Annotated in this window: 14 protein-coding genes, 1 tRNA gene and 1 pseudogene; 4 read left to right on the forward strand and 12 right to left on the reverse strand. The window is 43.3% G+C overall.

Annotated elements, in window-relative coordinates; translation table 11 throughout:
* Positions 1-35: 35 nt before the first annotated feature.
* Positions 36-1,580 carry a GH25 family lysozyme gene (locus C400_RS0121030; RefSeq protein WP_017428108.1) on the reverse strand — a complete coding sequence of 515 codons (1,545 nt, stop codon included), beginning with the start codon at positions 1,578-1,580 and terminating at the stop codon, positions 36-38.
* Positions 1,581-1,816: 236 nt separating this feature from the next.
* Positions 1,817-2,843: pseudogene (locus tag C400_RS0121035) on the reverse strand (YeiH family protein).
* A gap of 118 nt (positions 2,844-2,961) precedes the next feature.
* Between C400_RS0121035 and C400_RS0121040 the strand changes: the two are divergent.
* Positions 2,962-3,849 (forward strand): LysR family transcriptional regulator, encoded by an 888-nt coding sequence (locus tag C400_RS0121040; protein WP_017428109.1) that lies wholly within the window; start codon positions 2,962-2,964, stop codon positions 3,847-3,849.
* Between the two features lie 58 nt (positions 3,850-3,907).
* Here C400_RS0121040 and C400_RS0121045 read toward each other — a convergent pair whose 3' ends face one another.
* From C400_RS0121045 to C400_RS0121075, 7 genes are all read right to left on the reverse strand, one after another.
* Positions 3,908-5,485 (reverse strand): glycoside hydrolase family 43 protein, encoded by a 1,578-nt coding sequence (locus C400_RS0121045; RefSeq protein ID WP_017428110.1) that lies wholly within the window; start codon positions 5,483-5,485, stop codon positions 3,908-3,910.
* Positions 5,479-6,459, reverse strand: a complete 981-nt coding sequence (locus C400_RS0121050) for a pectinesterase family protein (RefSeq protein WP_017428111.1) — start codon at positions 6,457-6,459, stop codon at positions 5,479-5,481. The genes C400_RS0121045 and C400_RS0121050 overlap by 7 nt, the downstream gene beginning before the upstream one ends.
* A 25-nt stretch (positions 6,460-6,484) precedes the next feature.
* Positions 6,485-7,369 carry a dienelactone hydrolase family protein gene (locus C400_RS0121055; protein ID WP_017428112.1) on the reverse strand — a complete coding sequence of 295 codons (885 nt, stop codon included), beginning with the start codon at positions 7,367-7,369 and terminating at the stop codon, positions 6,485-6,487.
* A gap of 24 nt (positions 7,370-7,393) precedes the next feature.
* Positions 7,394-8,755 carry a glycoside hydrolase family 28 protein gene (locus tag C400_RS0121060; protein WP_017428113.1) on the reverse strand — a complete coding sequence of 454 codons (1,362 nt, stop codon included), beginning with the start codon at positions 8,753-8,755 and terminating at the stop codon, positions 7,394-7,396.
* Positions 8,756-8,889: 134 nt separating this feature from the next.
* Positions 8,890-10,410: an extracellular solute-binding protein gene (locus tag C400_RS0121065; RefSeq protein WP_017428114.1), complete on the reverse strand. Its 1,521-nt coding sequence runs from the start codon at positions 10,408-10,410 to the stop codon at positions 8,890-8,892.
* A 135-nt stretch (positions 10,411-10,545) separates the two neighbouring features.
* On the reverse strand, positions 10,546-11,040 hold the full coding sequence (locus C400_RS0121070; RefSeq protein ID WP_232795405.1) for a YesL family protein: 495 nt from the start codon (positions 11,038-11,040) through the stop codon (positions 10,546-10,548).
* A gap of 42 nt (positions 11,041-11,082) precedes the next feature.
* The gene (locus tag C400_RS0121075; RefSeq protein WP_016821517.1) at positions 11,083-12,048 is read right to left on the reverse strand and encodes an ABC transporter permease; all 966 of its coding nucleotides are present in this window, start codon (positions 12,046-12,048) and stop codon (positions 11,083-11,085) included.
* Positions 12,049-12,317: 269 nt separating this feature from the next.
* Between C400_RS0121075 and C400_RS0121080 the strand changes: the two genes are divergently transcribed.
* Entirely contained in the window at positions 12,318-13,217 is a 900-nt protein-coding gene (locus C400_RS0121080; RefSeq protein WP_016821518.1) for a carbohydrate ABC transporter permease, read from the forward strand.
* On the opposite strand, the gene C400_RS0121085 is transcribed toward C400_RS0121080, so the two are convergent.
* A complete protein-coding gene (locus C400_RS0121085; RefSeq protein WP_017428116.1) occupies positions 13,214-15,475 on the reverse strand; it encodes a helix-turn-helix transcriptional regulator in 2,262 nt (753 codons plus the stop codon). The two genes, C400_RS0121080 and C400_RS0121085, sit on opposite strands and share 4 nt — an antisense overlap.
* Before the next feature lie 165 nt (positions 15,476-15,640).
* Here C400_RS0121085 and C400_RS0121090 point away from each other — a divergent pair, with 165 nt between their 5' ends.
* Positions 15,641-17,137 carry a GDSL-type esterase/lipase family protein gene (locus C400_RS0121090; RefSeq protein ID WP_017428117.1) on the forward strand — a complete coding sequence of 499 codons (1,497 nt, stop codon included), beginning with the start codon at positions 15,641-15,643 and terminating at the stop codon, positions 17,135-17,137.
* A 286-nt stretch (positions 17,138-17,423) separates the two neighbouring features.
* Positions 17,424-17,756 carry a hypothetical protein gene (locus C400_RS0121095; RefSeq protein ID WP_017428118.1) on the forward strand — a complete coding sequence of 111 codons (333 nt, stop codon included), beginning with the start codon at positions 17,424-17,426 and terminating at the stop codon, positions 17,754-17,756.
* Positions 17,757-18,002: 246 nt separating this feature from the next.
* Here the strand turns inward: C400_RS0121095 and C400_RS0121100 are convergent.
* Positions 18,003-18,076 (reverse strand) — tRNA-Ile (locus C400_RS0121100).
* Between the two features lie 123 nt (positions 18,077-18,199).
* Positions 18,200-18,364 (reverse strand): hypothetical protein, encoded by a 165-nt coding sequence (locus C400_RS28150; protein ID WP_010345444.1) that lies wholly within the window; start codon positions 18,362-18,364, stop codon positions 18,200-18,202.
* Positions 18,365-18,393 lie beyond the last annotated feature (29 nt).

An 18,393-nucleotide genomic window follows, 5' to 3' on the forward strand; every position in this document is an offset into this window, starting at 1 on the left:
CCGGATTCGCGAGGATTAATCATGACATGAACCTTCTAATCAAGCGAGCCTGCCAATGAAGCACGAAGTTCATCTATCGTTCCATTGTACTCATCTAGATCGACTTGGCCGCTAATACCTGGAACACTGCCTGTGCTACTGTATTGCCAAGCCCACCAGCTATTCCAAGCTGGAACTGCGGTCGGCTTTTGCGTAGTGCTGTATCGCGCTACCCACAATTTATACATAGAAAACGTAGGATCAAACTTGGAAGCAAAGACATTTCCCGTGTATACGATCGGCTCACGTCCGGTAAGCTTCTCCATTTCATCCAAAAATGCATGAGCCACTTCACTGATCTGTGCGGAAGTAAGACCTTTAGGATTATTTTCATAATCCATCACAGGGGGCAGATCCAGCCTTCCTCCTGCTGAATCTAGAGCCCTGGCGAAATTAGCTGCTTCCTGGCGAGCTCCATCTACGGTAGTTGCGTTTAAAAAGTGATAAGCGCCAACCAGGATGTTAGCATCTCTGGCCCCCTGAACATTTGCTAAAAATTGATTATCTTGATACTTGGTGCCCTCTGTAGCTTTAATAAAAGCAAATGTCTTGCCTGCTGCCGCCACCTGCTGCCAATCAATATTGCCATTATGGTGCGAGACGTCAATCCCCTGCGCGTGTCCGTCAGAAGAAATCGTAGGCTCAACAGGTATAGTAGATATAACAGTATCGGTAGATGCTGACTCCTCCGAAGCCTGATCCAACGCTATGACAACTTTACCATCATCTGCATTAATAAGATGAAAGGGTGTGCTGTGATCAAGATCAACCACAATACGTGCCGAGGCTGGGTTTGTGCTAAACATGGAGTATCTTACCTTGGAAGCATCTAGATCTTCTGTGACTAGAAAGCTTCCTTGTCCACCATTGTTAATAGATTGCGAAGCTGGAAATTCCTCGCCAAACTTCGAATCAGGTATATCTATAACAATACGATCTGGTTGAGTCAATGTGGTTACTTTGGGGCTTACCTTTCCATCCACCGTTATCATCAATTCGTGATTGTTGAAGCTAATTTGGTGTATAGCTGTACGCTCACTCTCTGTAGCATCACTTGCAGCTTGAGTAGCAGAGTGATCACGGGTGGTCACGCTGTTTTCGCTTGAAGCAGACGGAGTCGTCAAAAATACAGTTTTAAGTTCGTTGTTCCAGGCCACTTCAACTCCTGTCTGTTCAGATACAAAACGAAGTGGAACATAAGTCGTTCCCCCGTTCAGCAAAGGAGCTACAGCCAACCCCATCGGTTGATTATTAACTGAGGCAATGGGATTGTTGACCTGAAGGCTCAGGTTGAGATTTTGTTTATGTATAGTTATGGTACCTGTCTTGGATTCCCAATTCACACGATAACCCAATTCCTCTACAATAAGACGGAGTGGAACCAGCACATTGCCCTTTACTTCCTGAATCTGCGCACCCTTGCTGACACTTATATCTTTACCGTCCAGCTGAATATGTGAATTTGAAGACGCAGCGTGACTTTCTCCTGGAAATGCTAATAGAAACAGAAACAAAAAAGCAAATAAACTAATTTTCTTCATATGTACCCTACCAATCTCTAATTTTTCACTATGTAAATTTTACATTCTATGCACCTCTGAAGCCTCCATTTTGATAGACGCGACTCCTATGTAAAAAGTTACGATTCATTCATTATATATTTCAGCCTTGTAATACGAAAGCACTAAAAAGCTCCGCCAGCTATACGCAAGCAGAGCTCTTTCCAGTTTTACTAATCTCATTTGCTACAATCTCATCACAAGCACATACTTCCAATTTATACAGTTACAAACGTTAGCCCTACAAGAATGATCGAAGTAACAGACAGTACAAGTAAGGGCAGCATTGCTTTCTCTCTTAAAGTCTTAAAGCTCACATTCAGCCCCATGCCTACCATAGCCATCGTTAACATAAAGGTAGTAAGCTGAGAAAGTTCGTTCATTAGATTAGGTGGAACTAAAATATATTTTCCAAAAACATAACTTCCCAAAATACTTGCCGCAATAAAGCCAATGAGGAACCAGGGGAACTCCACTTTAGTACCTGTACGAATCTTTCCGGTTCGTTTCATCCAATACATTAAAATAAAGCTAAGCGGTATGAGTAAGAAGACACGCCCCAGTTTGGCTAATAAACCCATGGCAAGAGCATCCTGTCCGGCAGGCGCTGCTGCTAAGGCCACATGTGCAATTTCATGTAAGCTGATGCCCGACCAGATTCCATATTGCATATCCGTCAGAGGAAGCCAAGGTCGAAGCACTGTAAACAAAATAGCAAATACCGTTCCGACCAAGGCAATGAGTCCAACTCCTATGGCTGTATCCTCATCGTCGGACTTTAACAAGGGAGATACAGCTGCTATTGCTGCTGCACCGCAAACTCCTGTTCCAATCCCTAGAAGTAGAGAAAGCGAAGCATCTGCCTTACATCGTTTGGCCAGCCAAACCGTAAAAAAAAATGGCGAACACCACAGTGCCTACATCACGTAAAAGCAACCCCAGCCCCTGATGAATAACAACATCCATATTCAGCTTCAGTCCATACAACACAATAGCTCCGCGCAGTATTTTCTTAGCTGAAAATTCAATTCCTGAGCGTACAGCTTCAGGATATCCCCACAACTGTCGGTATAGTATAGCGAGAAACATCGCACATGCCAATGGACCTACATAATGAAAGCCTGGTACTTCATTCAGGACGTATCCCGCCAGTGCGAAGATCATCGTTAGCACAATGCCGAATAAAAACCGAAACAATCGACCTTTGTTCAATAAAAGTTTGCTGTGTTGAATATGACTTTTCATGCTGATTCCCTCCAATTCTACATGCATACAGCTTAATATGTATTTTGTCATAAGAAAAATAAATCATTATAATAATGATAATAAGTAAATAGGCATGATTAAATTGGAGGAATAAGCTTTGGATCAATCTTTAATCGTTTTTGTTAAGGTTGCGGAGAAACAAAACTTCACACGAGCTGCTGAGGCACTACATATGACCCAACCTGCGGTAAGTCAATATATTCAAACGCTGGAACGCAGTGTAGGAACCAGGCTCTTGGAGCGAAGTAATAAATATGTGCGCTTAACTAAAGCAGGTGAAATTGTGTATCATCATGCCCAGGAGATTATCCGACTCCATACACGTATGCAGTACTTGGTGGATGAGCTAATGCATACGGCAAAGGGTAACCTGTCTATTGGTGCAAGCTACACGTATGGTGAATATGTACTACCACATGTAATTGCGCAGATGAGAATTCAGTACCCACTCATTCAGCCCTCCATTACCATCGGCAATACATTGGAAATTGAAAAGCTCGTGATCCATAATCAACTGGATGTGGGCATTATCGAAGGAGAATTTCAGCATGACCATTTGCACATTGAATCCTTCGCCGATGATGAAATGGTTATTGTCGTTCCGCAAAATCATCGTTTGGCCGGTAAATCTCAAGTGGATATAAATGAGCTGCATGAAGACATCTGGATTCTGCGGGAAGAAGGCTCTGGAACCCGAGAGGCGGCTGAAAAGATGTTTGCACAGCTTCGATTTTATCCTTCTCATATGATGAATTTTGGCAGTACACAGATCATCAAAGAGTCGGTAGAAGCAGGCTTGGGGATTTCTTTGCTGTCCCAATGGGTAATTCAAAAGGAACTTGCTTTGGGAACATTAGAAGTATTGGATATTCTCAATCTCCCGTTCATTCGGAAATTTTCTTTTCTGACCCCTTCTGCGATATTTGAGACGAAAGCAACCACTGCTTTTTTGGAGATTTTGCGAGATTATAATGTGAAAAGGTAATCTGCGAAAGAAAAAAAGCACCCATTAAGGTGCTTGCAGTATAGTCAGTATTATATTTTTATGAGGAGAGATGGTCCTTACCATGGTATAAGAAGTGGGAGAAATCAGCATGGCTTCCTTGGAATTGTTGCATATCATGAGCTGCAATACCTACAAAATTCCCTGTAAATCCTCCAGACAAAAAGCTGATATCCTGTATTTCAAAAAGTCGCGTCCAGGAAGGTTCATCTCCAACTCCATAATAAAATTGTGCATGGGATGCATGGACCTCTACAGACAAATGTACAGGAAGATCATTCTGAAGCACAATCACTTGTGGAACTAACATAAATGAATTAGCTTCACAGCGCATCATGCGCAGCACTTTTCCCACTCCCTCTTCATAGCTAACATACGCATACAAATAGTCTTCTTCATTGAGATACAGCAAAAGTCCCGCCATTTGCAAATAGCTGGTTGGCTGATACTCCAGTGCTGTTTCTACTCGGAAATGATGATCCGTTTGCCGAATGGCAAGCACGTGATGCTGGAACAGACTTTGTATGGATTCTCCAGCATGGATTCGAAGATAGCCTGGGCGTTGACTTAATGAACACCAGCTATCGTCCGACAGGATACGCAATGTGTTCCACGTTTTGTCAAGTGTGGGGCCCTCGAAAAAGTCTTCGAAAATATACTTCTGCTGCTCTTGCTGAACCAAGATTGTCCCTTGAGGCGCAGGCACCTCCAATTGGGGTGTATGGCCCCCGGCGGTTAATCGCAGCCAGCCTTCATCATTCCAATATACTTGCTGTAACGCTGTCTCGCGCCCTAAAATGGCGTATTTCCCCTCCACTGGACGTGTACATAAATGAGCCATATACCATTCTCCGTCCGGTGTTTCCACAAGACTGCCATGTCCTGCGCATTGTAAAGGGAAATTCAGCAGATCACGAGACGTAAGCATCGGGTTATGCGGGTCCACTTCATACGGGCCGGTTATCTGCTTGGAGCGTGCTACGGTAACTGCATGACCCGTACCCGTTCCACCTTCCGCTGTAACAAGATAATAATAACCGTTCTGCCTGTAGATGTGGGGCGCTTCTGTCTTCTTCAATGGAGTGCAATCAAAAATTTTAATAGGCTCACCAACAAGCCGCTGTTGACTGCTGTCATACTCCTGCATGACAATACCCGATGACTTATTGCTTTCCAACATGCGGTAATCCCACAACGCGTTCAGCAGCCATTTGCGTCCATCCTCATCATGAAATAAAGATGGATCAAATCCACTACTATTCAGATAAACGGGTTCCGACCACGGTCCGTTGATCGTGGGTGCCGTTATCACAAAATTATGAACGTCCTTGAACGGACGCTTGGTGCTTTTCACATCCGTATAGAGCAGATAAAAAAGGTTATCCGCATAGCTTAATTGCGGTGCCCAAATGCTGCAATTTTTCGGGTTCCCTCTCAAATCAACCTGGTCAGTCAAAATATCCGTGCAGTGCTCCCAATGAGCCAAATCTTTGGACTGATACACCCGTACTCCAGGCAGCCACTCAAATGATGACACTACAATATAGTAAGTATCTTCGACTCGCGTAATACACGGATCGGGATTAAAGCCTTTTAATATAGGGTTTTGGATCAACATGAGACATCACTTCTCCTTACTTTCCAAAATGTGACTCCCTCAAAAACCTGCTCCTTGCTCCATGCTTTTGTCCTCGCTTCAAAGCAATCCGCCCACGGAACACGCTGCTTACGTAATAAAGCTATTTCATCAGATCCGCCATATTCCTGATAGCAGACGGTTTTCTCATTCGCGACATTGTCCCAATTGTCCCAGCCGCGCGGGTCGATATGGTCGCCCATTTTACAATCGACAAATACGGTTTTGGCATATTCCCGCCATGGACGGCCCAAAAAAACAGGAGTAATATCAGGCTCTGCGGTTAAATAGCAATGATCGAATACATAGCCGTACGTTTGTCCTTGCGGTGTAGAGGCGGCTGTAACGTAGCTTGTATGGTTCTTATGATGACGCAAACTACGAATCTCGCAATCTTCAAAGTAAGCGGTAGCCCCGCCAAAAATGAAATCTATCGTACCCTCGATGTAACAATGCTGATAAAGCTGGCGATAGTGTGCATGCTGTTCTTTCAAAGGAATTCCACCAAACTTTAATCGTTCTTTGGGTGCAGGAGGCAGAGGGCCTGTAAATAACGTGTCCTGGTACCCTTTAAAGGTGCAGTTTCTAAAGACGGTTTGATCACAATGAGCGTATACCGCAACGGCCTGCCCAATGTGTTCTCCCTGTCCGGCCGTGTTGGAAATGATGAGATTTTCCAAGATCAGATGGCTACCGCCTATAAATAAAGTCGGTGTCGCAAAGGTTCCTATTTCCTCACCTGCTTCATTCCGCTCCTTGGCATACCGGTCCATACGAATCTCTACCTGCCCGATGCCTATGATATGTAGATTTGAACGGTAAATCCGCACTTCTTCCTCATAGGTACCCGATAAAATAGTTAACGTTTCCATTTTGTTGGAAGGCGATTGCTCCAATACATGAATCGCCTCCTGAATGGTGTGGAAATCACAAAAGGATTCTTTTCCGACTAGCATGGTTACCCCAATCCTTTCATTTGATTTACAAGTGTTCAGCTAAAAATGACTGCCAAGCCGTTCGCATTTCCAATGTCTCCATATGGCCACCGCCCGCAATCACAGGCTGCCAATGCTCAGGGTGACCTGCTTTCTGATAAGCTTCCAACAACCCCTTGGCCAAATGCTCGACTCCTTCTATAGGACACATCCGATCATTTTGACCTGTTATACTCATCCGTGGACGAGGTGCGATCCGCTTTTGAATATCCAGCGTGGTGAAATGCTTCAACAAGCCGGGGACATAGGAATAGAAGCCATGATGATCCAATCCCCTTTTAGCGATCAGCGTATGGGCATCTACCTGTCCGCAGATATCCACCGTGACCTGTATTCGTTCATCTAAAGCAGCCATCCACCATGCCATAAGTCCACCCATCGACATACCGATCGTTGCGATACGGGAAGCATCAATGTCCTCACGCTGACACATATAATCTACCAAACGACGGTTATCATACAGCATCATGCCCCACAGCACCTGACCCCGCCAGAGCATTTCTTTTACCAGCTCGCTCTCGGTTTTGCCTCCACGCTCATTGAAGCCCCACATGTCGATACAGCACACGCAATACCCCATGTCTGTCAGAGCTGTAGCAAACGAGGGCTGCTGTAGGTAAGAACTGCTATGAAGCAGTTCCTTACGTCCATTCGTATAGTTGCCTCCATGCGAATGGTTAAATACGACCAATGGGAACGGACCGCCCCCTTGTAAGGGTGTAGCTACATAAGCGGGTACAGACTCGATCCCGTTCAAGTCCAGCAGGAGACACTCCAGTCGATAACCCTCCCGCTCTTCTTGATTCAGTAGAGTCGCCGTTATAGGGCGCTCTGCCGGAAGGTCTCCCAACAATGCTTGCAACTTATCCACGTTTTATGCTCCTTTCATCCCCTCCTATTTCATAACATTTTGTTCAGAAGGTTGTATCGTTACTTGTTCTATCAGCTTTTCAGGCTGAGCTGTATTCTTCGAATGACAACGATTGATTTCAACATCTTCCCCATTTTCAATGTAAAAGGCAGGACCTTCATGATTTTCAATCGTAACCTGTTGAAAACGAATATCCCTCACATTACCTAGATAAAAACCACGGTTATTCTTATCTTCAATCCCTGTCATCATGGCCGGACGACCGGGAATCGCATTTTTAGCCATAGATATATCAATATTGGAAAATGTAATTTCAGCAATATATTGTTCTGCAAGTCCGTATAAGAAACCAGCCGCCGCATGAACCTGACGTGCCGTGATATCGGAAAAATGGATTCTTCTAAAGCACGGAGTTTCATCAGTAATTGGATAGGGATTTTTATCCCACACATATTTGTCCTTGCCCCGAGGTCCGCAGAAATAATACAGGTTTAGAATAAATGGACAAATGACCTCCTCCATCACAATGTTGCTGATACGAATATCCTCGATGATTCCACCGCGTCCCCGTCTTGATTTCAGACGTATGCCCCGATCCGTTTGCTTGAACACGCAATTGCTGATCGTAACATTACGAATATCTCCGCTCATTTCGCTTCCCAGTACGACAGCACCATGACCATGCACCATTGTACAGTTGGTAATCGTAATATTTTCACAAGGAATCCGCTCATGGGTATCTTCGGTTCCTGCTTTGATCGCAATACAATCATCGCCTACATCAATATTGCAGTTGCTAATACGAACATTGGAACAGGATTCGGGATTAATGCCATCCGTATTGGGAGAGTCGGCCGGGTTAAGAATGGACAAATTGTCAATCGTAACGTTATAGCAAGCAATGGGGTTTACAGTCCAACTGGGGGAATTTTTTAACATGAGGTCTTTAATGGTGACCCGTTGACAGCGGTCAAAGCTGATTAATTTGGGTCTTGGATACTGCAACTCTTCAGGGTGATTCCGATGCTTTTCCCACCACGGTTGACCATTTCCGTCCAGTGTTCCGCTGCCTGTAATCGAAATATTCTCAAGGTTCTCTCCATAAATGCACGATGCATGTACTTCCCGCTGAACGCCTTCCCATCTGGATTCTACTACAGGGTAATCTGCCAGTTCCGTACTGAAGGAAAGAATTGCGCCGGGGCTTAAATGCAGCTCAATGTTACTTTTCAGAATAATAGCACCCGTCAGGTATGTTCCAGACGGAACAAAAACGGTGCCTCCACCAGCATTACTTGCTGCTTCAATGGCAGCCGCAATCGCCTCTGTCGCCATCGTCGTACCATCCTGAACTGCTCCATAATCTACAATGTTATACAATTGCATTTCGTTCTCTCCTGTCTTTATTTTAAGTGAATAAAACGCAGTAGGCGGAATGGTGCTGGACAAGTGTCAGCGATGTTAAGCACCATCCGCCTGCGTAGTGACAATTCATGTACACTAATGTTCAGCCTATATCTTTATTTTTTCGTTTTCTTATACGCTTCTTCATACTCAGTGGTAATTCGTGCTCCGCCTGACTTTTTCCAGTTTTCTACAGCTGCTTTAAATCCGGCTTCATCAATTTCACCCATAATAAATTTGAAGGAGGCGTCGGTAATGATTTTCTCCAGCTCTGTTCCTTGTTCATTAGCGGTGGCTGAATCCAGTGGCACTGTCGGGTCCAGAACAGCAAATTTATTATTTTCTCGCACTAATTCATTAGCCATTTCCTTTTCCGGATTGGCATCCTTTAAGTTATAGGTCACTTCACTTGGTCTGGAGCTTGAAAATGGCTGAACGTCTGCTTGCCACAAATCTGTATTCGTAATTTTAAAGGAACCATCCTTTTCGATTTTATAATGAGTACCTTCAATACCACCGGTCATGTACATATATACATCTTTGTCAATTAAATCATCTACAAATTGCAGCAGTCTCTTCAACTCAGCTTCTGTCTTTACTTCAGATTTCGGAAATGCCAGCAAGCCTCCTACCCCGCTTCCTTCAGACCATACGTGATATTGGCCATCTCCATTCGAAATCTTGTTAACAGGTACCAGCTTCAGCCCTTTTTGTAAGCCTTGAGACAAGGTTCTAAGGTTAGAGATATCAATCATGCCTGTATAAATCCCTGCTTTACCTTGTGCAAATTGTTGTTGCTGGTCCGTTTTAGCGGTTACGGCAAAGTCTTTGGAGAGGTATCCGTTTTTGTATAATTTATTAGAATACTTTAAGGTCTCCAAATATTGAGGAGTATCAAATTCCGGCGTAAACTTGCCGTTTTCATCTACTTTCCAGCCATTAGGTGTCCCAAAGTAGGAGCTTAATGTTTTAAAGCTGCTGTAACGCAGATCCGATCTGTCAACAAACCCAGTCGTATCATTTTTTCCATTGCCATCTGGATCATCTTCTGTAAACGCTCTCGCAACTTCATACAACTCATCCAGTGTGGTCGGCACTTTCAGTCCTAAGCGATCGAGCCAATCCTGACGAATGACCAGACCCGCCCGAGCCAGATTTTTCTGGAACGGAACACCATACAGTACCCCTTCAATAGAAGCAGCTTCGCGCACTTCAGGCGGGATCTTCTTCAAATTTTCATAATCATCCAAGTATTTGCCTACATTCCAGAATAGTCCTGATTTTAATGAACTACGCACTGATGAATTTGTCATCATCGTCAAAGTCACCATGTCTGCCAATTCACCAGAAGCCAGTGCGGTGGTAATTCTCTCTTCCTTGGAAGCATCCGGCACCCAGTTGAACGTAATTTTGGAATTGGTGTATTCTTCGATTTTGCTTTTAATCGTTTCTGTAGGCGGAGAGGCTGTATGCAATACGTTTAGCCAGGTAAATTCCAGTTTGGATTTGGGATCATAGGTTTGGCTGGCTTGATCCTCAGTCCCCTTGTCACCACAAGCAGTTAGAAAAACACTCATGACCATAAGTCCGGCAAGAAGACCCGATACTCCCTTTTTCATCGCGGTTCTTTTTTTCATCGTGTTTGCTCCTTTTTCGTTTGTATATTCATGCCATATCTTCCTCTTTCACCAGAACCTCTCGTTCTATTTTGCTGAATACCTGGTGCGTCATCCACATCACGAGATAACCGATGATGCTCGCTCCGGCAAAAGTTAGAATTCCTGGGTATAAGCTAGAATTAATGCATAAAGCACGACAATGGCTACAAAAAGAACAAGTGTATATTGTAAATACGAAAATCCAATGACGATCGACATCTTGATCTTCAGCTTGATGCCTTTCCAATCATAGTGAGCCAGTAACGGAAAAATGTATGCCAAAGAGATCAGATACAAAAAGGCACCCATCAGTGTCACCACACGAACATACCAGGATGAGCTGTTGACGATATCCACGTAGAGCACGTAACCCACAAGGCTGTATAGCCCGCCAATGATGGCTGCTTCCTTAAAGCTTTCTTTAAAGTAACGTACAAACGTCGAGAAAATGGCGACTTCCTCATTGCCCCGAATCCACTGCCTTAAAATACTAAGCATAGCAACGGTTGCAGGCCCTACACCTATAAAACCCAAGCCCAGGATTGTCGCAATCGTCCACAGCAAGTTAAGGTAGACCAGGCGTAGCAGGCGCATGCACCATTTGTTCATGTTTTCTACAAACCGTACCATTTTGCATCCTTCCCGTCGTCATTAGTAAACGCCGTCTTCACCAAATTTCTTAGCGAGTCGATTGGAGAACATAATCAGAATTAAGCCTACTACACCTTTGAAAAGTCCTACCGTCGTACTGAAACTTAATTGTCCATTCTTTAAGCCCGCAGTATAAATATAGGTGTCAAAAATTTCGGCAACCTCGCGGTTTAATGAGTTCAATAGCAGATACATATGTTCAAAGCCCAAATCCAGCGTGCTACCGATTTTCAAAATTAACAAAGTAATAATAACCGGGCGGATCGCTGGCAACGTCACGTGCCATGTCTTTCTCAAACGTCCAGCACCGTCCATTTCTGCTGCCTCATACAATTGTGTATCCACCACTGTAATTGCAGATAAATAAATGATGGTAGACCAGCCAAGTTCCTTCCAAATCACTTGCCCGATATAGACCGTTCGCAGCCACTGCGGTGATGTTAAGAAGCTGATCTTCTCACCGCCTAGTGCGGCAATCAGTTCATTTAGCACACCGCCGTCCACCGTCAGGAATACATAAGAAATCGAAACGATGATAACCCATGACATAAAGTGCGGAATGTAGATGATGGTTTGAATTATATTTTTGAAAAACATCTTCCTAACCTCGTTCAGCATGAGCGCCAATATAATGGGCAATGGAAAAAAGATTACAATATTCAGTGCAAATAAAACCAGCGTATTGCGAAGCAACATAAAAAACGTAGGTTCTGTAAACAAACGAATAAAATGCTTCATTCCTACCCATGGACTGCCTGTAATTCCCTGAAAGGCTTGATAATCCTGAAATGCAATTACCAATCCTCCCATAGGGAAGTACTTGAAAATAATGAAGTACACCAACCCGGGTAAAACCATCAGATAGAGCAGCTTGTGTTTCTGCATTCGTAAAAGGCTTTCCGTCGTTCTTTTGTTCTTTTTCATTTTCATCTTCATGTTTGGTGCGGGGACACTTGAAACTTTCATTAGTTCGACCTCCTTCAAACGTTCCTGTATACGCTTTCAAGAGTACGGTATTTTCGTCATTCCGCATATAATCATCAAATGATAGCGTTTACAAAAATAGGCGAACAGCCTACTTTACAGCCTTTTCACCTTAGCTAATGATTACTACACAACTTAATGATCATCCTCTTTTTTCCACGCTTAGAGAACACCTCAAGATTTGATTATATACGGAATTCTTTCCTCTTGATAAGGTTTACATGTAAACGATTACAAGGAGGTCACCCACATTGGAACAACCATTAATCAAACCAAAATCACGAAAAAAGGAATCACTAGGCAGTCGTATTTTCAACATTGTAAACAGTACACTTTTGATTCTCATTGCCCTCACTTGTCTCTTGCCTTTTTTGAATATCATCGCCAGCTCATTTGCTTCAACTGAGGAAGTAGTGGCCAAGAAGTTCATTTTATTCCCTGTAACTTTTTCACTGGATGCTTATCGCTATATCCTATCCACTCCAACGATTTTTAGAGGACTTGGGGTTTCAGTCGGAGTAACGATCGTGGGTACAGTTGTAAGTATGATTTTTACCGCTTTTATGGCTTATGGATTATCCCGAAAATATCTGCTTGGCCGCAATACGATTAACTTCATTGTCGTGTTTTCTATGTTGTTTAGCGGGGGGATGATTCCGACATTCCTCGTTGTCAAAAGCATGGGACTGATCAATTCGTATTGGTCCTTGATTCTGCCCGTAGCTATTAATGCATTTAACCTGATTATCATGCGTAACTTTTTTCAGGCATTGCCGGATGATTTGGAGGAATCGGCCAAGATGGACGGGTGCAACGATTTTGGTATCTTCTTTAAAATTATGTTGCCATTAGCCCTGCCTTCTATTGCAACCATTTCTTTATTCTACGCTGTTGCCTACTGGAATACGTATATGCACGCCATTCTCTATATCAATGACTCTGCCAAATGGCCAATTCAAGTTTTACTTCGCCAAATTGTCATCGTCTCCAGTGGTATGCAGGCAGAAGGAACTGCGGTAGATGTCATCCCGCCTGCGCAGACGATTAAGATGGCGGTCATTGTTATAGCGACCGTTCCGATGTTAATCGTGTATCCATTTGTGCAAAAGCACTTTGTCAAAGGAGCCTTGCTGGGGGCGGTTAAAGGTTAATTGGCTTGCTTCATCTTTCGATAAGCCCCTGGTGTAACCTGTTCTTTTTTTCGAAAAGAGCGGATAAAGTTTTGCGAATTATGATATTGAAGCCGCTCGGCGATTTCTTTAATCGTCATATCTGTCTCAACGAGCCATTTCTTGCTCATTTGCAGGCGATAGCCCATCAGATATTCACTAAACGTCGTTCCGTATTCTTTTTTGAAAATACTGCTTAAATAATTTGGATTGTAATGCAGTCGATCTCCAATGAGTTCTAATGATAATTCCTGGTCATATTCAGCACGGATAATCGCGGCAATTTTCTCAGAGAGACAGCGGAATTGCTGGTTGGTCTTCTCCTTCATGCTTTTTACCATGGGGAAAATAACCTGTTCCAGCAGCATGCGTTCTATCTCCTCCGGGTTACGGATATCCAGCAAACGGTGATACAAGGCATGATTGTCTTGCGTTAGCAGTACTTCAATCCCTAATAGCTGCTCTAATTGGATGAGGTTATTGACAAAGCGTACCAGCAGCACTTCAAAGTTCATGGAGTGGTTGTTCTTTGTCATCATTTCCACCAACAAAGAGTGCACGGTATGATATACCTGCTCTTCATCTCCTATGCGGATGGCATCAAACAGTTTGGATTCCAATTCCGCAGGATAATGCAGCAGAACCGGACCTGAAATGACCATGGAAATATCCTCATAAAAAATAATCGACTCTTTACCTAGGTTTAAACGGTGATGCAATGCTTGCTTGCTCATCTCACAAGCTTCTTTACTTTCTAATAAGTTATCATACGCTGTGCTAATACCGATGCTGATGGATACATTCAAATACTCTTTTACATTCTGAATCAAAAGGGTCGCATGATCCAGCACTTGCTTTCTCATTTCCTGTGCACTCTTACCTGCCAAAATTAATATGGTAGCCTGGGTGTTATCGTTCAAAATGATCGGAAGCATACGCTGCTGCTCAGGAATCGTTTCTTCTACGATTTTGTTAATAGCCAGCAGTAAAACATCTTTATCCGAAGGTTCTCGATCTCCCAGATTATCCAGTTGAACCAACAAGGTAATATACATTTGATTCTCGATCTGCGGGTAGCCCAAGCGTGGCATTTTTCGTGCCAATTCCTCTGCGGAAACACGTTTGCGAAACAGGTTGAGAATCAATTGCGTTTCCAACTGTGGCATTTCGGACTGAATGAGACTTTCCAAGCTTTCCTTCTCTGTTACAATGTTGTCGATGGAATTAATAATCCACTCAATTTCATTTTTAGAAGGTTCATTTTTGAAAGCGAAATTGGGATTTTTCGGTAAGCTGCGTTTTATTTGCTGGAATGGCTTGGTAAAGTAAATGGCAATGATGTATGCCACCACCACCATTAAAAGCGTTAATACAAGGCCCATCATGATAATCCCAAATTTGGTCGTTTGAAACGCGTTTGCAATCTCTTTTTTATCTAATACCGTTAAGTAAGTCCAATTGTTGTAAGCAGATTTAGCATAAATGATTTGCCGCGCTGGCTGATGCTCCGTTTTCTCCAATGTCAGCATGCCCGTGTTGTTTGATTTAGCAGTAACCTCTGAAATGTGCTGAAGCTGCTGAGTAGACAATAAGGGAGTAGCAGGCTCAGTTTCGTACATTAAGTCGCCTTTTTTATTCAAAATAAACACAGGCATATGATCCTCTGTTTGAATGGTATGGCTTAACGTCTGCGACGAAATATCAGATAGCGCGATGGCCTGTTTCTTTTTGGAAAATACAGGCAAGGTATTCACAAAACGGATTCCTTTATCTGTTTTAATCCAGAATAGTCCCTTATCCTGGTGGTCGATATAGGTACTAATCAGCTTTTCTCGTTCCGTTTTCGTCAAATAAGACAGGCTTCCATTGGAGATTCTCCAATTCTGATTTAGACTTATTAGTGAATACTCGGTTCCTTCTAATCCCATCGTAGCAATATAATTGAGCTGGGTATTTACATTCCGATACGCTACAAAATCTTTTTCTGTAATGGGATTTTTGACAACTTCATTAAAGGAACTGGTCGTGCTATACGTATTAAAAGCGTATTCAATCGTTTGGATTTTCTGTTCCAGGCTATTTCTGATCTGCGCCATGTAGCTTTGCTTGGTATTGGAAACTCTCTCCACAACGGAGCTAATTGTTGTAAAATAGATATAGCTGCCAAAGCTGGCCACCAATCCTATTCCCAAAACCAGAATCGTAATAAAAATAGTGTAGAACATTCTTCCTTTTTTCATTGCGCTCCCCCTTTGGTTCTTGGTATCACACCAAATTATAGCGCTTTCATAACAAGGTTTAAATCATTTTTTTCACGTGTGCATTATTTTTTACATCCGTATCATTCCAATTTAAGTTGATTTAATTTGGTTTAAGGCAGTTAAAAAGAAATTTGGAGGTCTCTTATGTTACATGTCCTTAGTTCTAAAGAACAGATTGTAAAAGAAGAATTTCCGTTAGACACTTCCTTTCTCTCCCTCTATCCCGTAGCGGTCCGAGAAGCTCGTCCTTTTGTATTGGTATTACCTGGCGGTGGCTACGAGCATTTGGCCTCACATGAAGGAGAGCCGATCGCCCGGTGGTTGAATGATCTAGGTATTCATGCGGGTGTGCTGGAGTATCAGGTCGGCGATTTCGAGATTACCTCCTTGCTGGAGGATGTAGAACATGCCCTGCAATGGATTCGCCAAACACCGCATGACTGGCTAGTGATCCCTGATCAAGTGGGTCTCATCGGTTTTTCAGCAGGCGGTCACCTGGCCTCCATTGTCTCCACGATCGGAGCGAAAAAACCAAATCTTCTAATGTTGGGATACCCTGTCATTTCATTTCATGACCCTTATACGCATCTTGGAAGCCGTACGCACTTTTTAGGGGAACAGCCGACCCTGGAGCAGCTTCAAGCCTTTTCATCCGATCGGCAAGTGACTGCACAGACACCTCCGACTTTTATGTGGACAACGGCCAATGATGGCGCTGTACCGGTAGAAAATAGCCTGTTGTTCGCTTTCTCATTATCCAGAGAGCGTATTCCGTTTGAACTGCATGTATTTGAGGAAGGACGACACGGCTTGGGACTATCCGAGGACAACCTTCAATGCAGACAATGGCTTGACCTGGCGGAAAAATGGCTACAAAAACATGGATATGCGCAGGCAAGACAACAGATGACAACTCGACTGTTTATCGCAGGGGACTCTACTGCAGCCCAAAAAGGGGCAACCGAAAAACCGATGACAGGCTGGGGCGAACATTTGCAAGCTCATTTGGACTCTACTGTTCATGTGGATAATCGTGCCGTCAACGGACGAAGCACCAAATCTTTTATAGCAGAAGGGCGATTAGCTGATATTGAAAAAGATATTCAAGCTGGCGATTATTTGTTTATTCAATTTGGACATAACGACGAGAAAAAAGAAGACCCTGCACGCTACACCGATCCTGATGGAGAGTACCGTCTAAACTTAATTCAATACATTCAGTCCGCTCGGGAACGTGGCGGAATTCCAGTGCTGTTAACCTCTGTAAGCCGCCGCCGCTTTACCGCAAACGGTGAACCTGATCCGCTGGCCGTAGGAGCCTATCCCGCTGCCATGAGACAAGTAGCCAAGGAAACCCAGACACCGTTGCTCGATATTTTCGAAGCATCACAGCAGCTTTATCGTTCCATGGGCGAAAAAGAGTCCCAGCTTCTATTTATGCATTTGCCTGAAAAAACGCACCCTAATTACCCAGCTGGTGTAGCCGATAATACCCATTTTTCTGACGAAGGCGCAAGGAAGATCGCCCAGTTGGTGGCGGAAGCGATTCGTCAAAATACGGAGCTGTCTGCATTAAAACAACGCATGGTCGAAAGAAATCTAGATAGTAGCAAGAAGCTTGCACATCAACTTGTCAACTGATATCAAGTGCCATACATGCACATACGAAAAACGGATCTCGGACGAATCGCTCCGATGTCCGTTTTTATTTTGTTATGCAAAGATGGCCCAGCTATAGAGAATAGCTAAAAAATACAGTATATTAAATGAGTTTCTTTAATTGTCATATTTTAATTATTTTGTATCTTATAAGACTATAGAATCGTTTCATTGTATTATTTTTACAATATTTATCGAATGAAGTGAAAGCAACCATTTTACATGGTATATTTTAGGAGCTCATATCATACATAAGGAGGATTTTTTTATGAATACTAAGAAAATATTATTATCAACAGCTATGTCTTTGGGACTCATTGGGGGTATTATTATCCCTAGTGCGTCCGCAGCAGTAGGCCCTTCTCCAGAAATTACACCTGTTGTACAAGTAAACGGAGTATCCTACAGAACGGCTACGTTGCCACGTAATTATTCCTATGCGCTGTCAAACTACCCAGGGGATACTTATAAAGTGGCGAGCGGAAATGTCACCGTTTCCGCTTCCGGCGTGGTAACTACCACCACTGCAACGAATGCAAGAGTTGAGATTTACGCCGGTAACGGTAAATTGAGAATGGTGTATACCCTTAAGGTAAACTAAAAAAAGCGTTAAAAAAGCACTGTTCGTTTATTCGAGCAGTGCTTTCTTTGTTGGACCTATATTCCTACTAGCTATAGCGACGTTATCATGCTTCAAAGTTAATACACTCGGAGACTTATAAAAAACGGACGGGCTGAGGTTACCCCTCTCTTTGCTACTCAATAGGATTAAATGAGGATTAAATGAGGATTAAATGAGGATTAAAACAACAAAAAAACCCTTGCTAAGCAAGGGTTTTTGAGGAAATGGGCCCTGAGGGACTCGAACCCCCGACCAATCGGTTATGAGCCGACCGCTCTAACCAACTGAGCTAAGGGCCCTCAAAAAAATATGTATATTCACGCTACATATTCGTAACAGCAACGTTAATTAATATACAACATTTTCTTGTGTTTCGTCAATAGTTTTTAGAAATTTTCTTTTTAAAAATTATTTTTGTAAACCTATGGAATAAATCGGACACCATAACGACCTTTGCGCGAGCGGTACACCTCCACTGCGCGGGGATCATTGTAGCCATACATCCAGCCATCATGCTCCAGCCTTTTTGCCAAACATCCTGCCTGAAATTTAGTCGTGTACAGTCTGCCATAGTAAACCCAATACATCCGAACTCCCTCTTTTCACATGTATAGTA

This window comes from Paenibacillus sp. ICGEB2008 (assembly GCF_000307675.1).
Taxonomy (GTDB): Bacteria; Bacillota; Bacilli; order Paenibacillales; family Paenibacillaceae; genus Paenibacillus; species Paenibacillus polymyxa.

What these genes read in the sequence shown, in the direction of transcription:
- C400_RS0121060 (WP_017428113.1), bottom strand. Translation starts at nt 8,755, where the DNA reads ATGCAATTGTATAACATTGTAGATTATGGAGCAGTTCAGGATGGTACG.
- C400_RS0121030 (WP_017428108.1), bottom strand. Translation starts at nt 1,580, where the DNA reads ATGAAGAAAATTAGTTTATTTGCTTTTTTGTTTCTGTTTCTATTAGCA.
- C400_RS0121095 (WP_017428118.1), top strand. Translation starts at nt 17,424, where the DNA reads ATGAATACTAAGAAAATATTATTATCAACAGCTATGTCTTTGGGACTC.
- C400_RS0121045 (WP_017428110.1), bottom strand. Translation starts at nt 5,485, where the DNA reads ATGTTGATCCAAAACCCTATATTAAAAGGCTTTAATCCCGATCCGTGT.
- C400_RS0121090 (WP_017428117.1), top strand. Translation starts at nt 15,641, where the DNA reads ATGTTACATGTCCTTAGTTCTAAAGAACAGATTGTAAAAGAAGAATTT.
- C400_RS28150 (WP_010345444.1), bottom strand. Translation starts at nt 18,364, where the DNA reads ATGTATTGGGTTTACTATGGCAGACTGTACACGACTAAATTTCAGGCA.
- C400_RS0121075 (WP_016821517.1), bottom strand. Translation starts at nt 12,048, where the DNA reads ATGAAAGTTTCAAGTGTCCCCGCACCAAACATGAAGATGAAAATGAAA.
- C400_RS0121065 (WP_017428114.1), bottom strand. Translation starts at nt 10,410, where the DNA reads ATGAAAAAAAGAACCGCGATGAAAAAGGGAGTATCGGGTCTTCTTGCC.
- C400_RS0121070 (WP_232795405.1), bottom strand. Translation starts at nt 11,040, where the DNA reads ATGAACAAATGGTGCATGCGCCTGCTACGCCTGGTCTACCTTAACTTG.
- C400_RS0121085 (WP_017428116.1), bottom strand. Translation starts at nt 15,475, where the DNA reads ATGAAAAAAGGAAGAATGTTCTACACTATTTTTATTACGATTCTGGTT.
- C400_RS0121050 (WP_017428111.1), bottom strand. Translation starts at nt 6,459, where the DNA reads ATGCTAGTCGGAAAAGAATCCTTTTGTGATTTCCACACCATTCAGGAG.